The following is a 2,528-nucleotide window of genomic DNA, read 5'->3' as shown; positions in this document are numbered from 1 at the left end:
ATTGTCTTCAACTACAGGACTCTCACCTTCTCCGGCAGGCCATTCCAAACCACTTCACCTAACAACAACACACGAGCGGACCATCAGTAGCTAGTCCACATTGGGGCCCACAACACCGCACACACAACCCCTACCAGGTATCACATGCACACGGTTTAGCCTCATCCACGTTCGTTCGCCACTACTAGCAGAATCATTATTATTTTCTCCTCCTACGGGTACTGAGATGTTTCACTTCCCCGCGTAAACCCCCACAACAGCTATGAATTCACTGAAGGGTAACCCCACATAACCAGGGCCAGGTTTCCCCATTCGGACATCCTCGGATCAACGCTTAATTGACAACTCCCCGAGGCTTAACGCAGCCTTTCACGTCCTTCATCGGCTCAGCATGCCAAGGCATCCACCATGCGCCCTTAATAACGAACACACAAACCACCACACACAACAAAAAGCGCGGGTGGCCACACAAGTGAACTTGACAAAAAGTTGATTAAAGAAAAAAGAAATCACACAAACACACACAAACAAACCACACAAAGCAGCCCATCTAATGCGTGTTTAATGCTCGCGTCCACTATACAGTTCTCACACAACACCCCAACCACACCCCACCAACACCAAACGCGTCAGCAGACATAATGGTCAGGCACAAAAAAAGGGGGAATAATGCCCCAGACACCCAACAATGCACCAACATACAAACAATTACTTTTCACTGTGCACGGACAACAGTGTGTCACAAAGCGCCATTCAAACACTTGGGTTTTGTCTCATAAGGTGTGTGTTTCACCCGGACAATTTTTCAACAATAAAAGGCCGGCAGCATGACACTCGCATACTCAACCAACCAAAGGGTGCAACTGCACCCAACAAATAAAAGCTCCTTAGAAAGGAGGTGATCCACCCGCACCTTCCGGTACGGGTACCTTGTTACGACTTCGTCCCAATCGCCGATCCCACCTTCGACGGCTCCCTAACAAGTTTGGGCCACCGGCTTCGGGTGTTACCAACTTTCATGACGTGACGGGCGGTGTGTACAAGGCCCGGGAACGTATTCACCGCAGCATTGCTGATCTGCGATTACTAGCGACTCCGACTTCATGGGGTCGAGTTGCAGACCCCAATCCGAACTAAGGCCGGCTTTCAGCGATTCGCTCCACCTCACAGTGTCGCTGCGCGTTGTACCGACCATTGTAGCATGTGTGAAGCCCTGGACATAAGGGGCATGATGATTTGACGTCATCCCCACCTTCCTCCGAGTTGACCCCGGCAGTCTCTCATGAGTCCCCAACCAAATGCTGGCAACATAAGACAAGGGTTGCGCTCGTTGCGGGACTTAACCCAACATCTCACGACACGAGCTGACGACAACCATGCACCACCTGTACACCAGCCACAAAGGGAAACTACATCTCTGCAGCGATCCAGTGTATGTCAAGCCCAGGTAAGGTTCTTCGCGTTGCATCGAATTAATCCACATGCTCCGCCGCTTGTGCGGGCCCCCGTCAATTCCTTTGAGTTTTAGCCTTGCGGCCGTACTCCCCAGGCGGGGCGCTTAATGCGTTAGCTACGGCACGAAAGTCGTGAAAAGACCCTCACACCTAGCGCCCACCGTTTACGGCATGGACTACCAGGGTATCTAATCCTGTTCGCTACCCATGCTTTCGCTCCTCAGCGTCAGTAACTGCCCAGTAACCTGCCTTCGCCATCGGTGTTCCTCCTGATATCTGCGCATTTCACCGCTACACCAGGAATTCCAGTTACCCCTACAGTACTCAAGTTATGCCCGTATCGCCTGCACGCCCGGAGTTAAGCCCCGGAATTTCACAGACGACGCGACAAACCACCTACGAGCCCTTTACGCCCAGTAATTCCGGACAACGCTCGCACCCTACGTATTACCGCGGCTGCTGGCACGTAGTTAGCCGGTGCTTCTTATCTAGGTACCGTCACAAAAAGCTTCGTCCCTAGCGAAAGGAGTTTACAACCCGAAGGCCGTCATCCCCCACGCGGCGTCGCTGCATCAGGCTTGCGCCCATTGTGCAATATTCCCCACTGCTGCCTCCCGTAGGAGTCTGGGCCGTATCTCAGTCCCAATGTGGCCGTCCACCCTCTCAGGCCGGCTACCCGTCGCCGCCTTGGTAGGCCATTACCCCACCAACAAGCTGATAGGCCGCGAGCTCATCCTACACCGAAAAAACTTTCCAACCATCACACTAAAAATGGCTCCTATCCGGTATTAGACCCAGTTTCCCAGGCTTATCCCGAAGTGCAGGGCAGATCACCCACGTGTTACTCACCCGTTCGCCACTCGAGTACCCTGCAAGCAGGGCCTTTCCGTTCGACTTGCATGTGTTAAGCACGCCGCCAGCGTTCGTCCTGAGCCAGGATCAAACTCTCCACAAAAAAATTTCAGAACAAAATCCGAAACAGGCCGTGAAAAGCCCGAAACCCAACAAAAGAACAAACCACCACAAACCACAAAAGCCTGTGCTGGCGTCCAAAAAATTACTACAAAGAAAAAA

2 rRNA genes are annotated in these 2,528 nt (G+C 52.5%); both read right to left on the bottom strand.

Annotation, left to right across the window (positions count from 1 at the left end):
* Positions 1-430 (bottom strand): 23S ribosomal RNA (locus QP915_RS11545); the annotation flags it as partial.
* A gap of 461 nt (positions 431-891) precedes the next feature.
* A 16S ribosomal RNA gene (locus tag QP915_RS11540) occupies positions 892-2,409 on the bottom strand.
* Positions 2,410-2,528: the final 119 nt, after the last annotated feature.

This window comes from Corynebacterium sp. MSK158, assembly GCF_030229085.1.
Lineage (GTDB): Bacteria > Actinomycetota > Actinomycetes > Mycobacteriales > Mycobacteriaceae > Corynebacterium.
The sequence above is the reverse complement of the archived record's forward strand: the minus strand, read 5'-3'. Positions and strand labels throughout refer to the sequence as shown.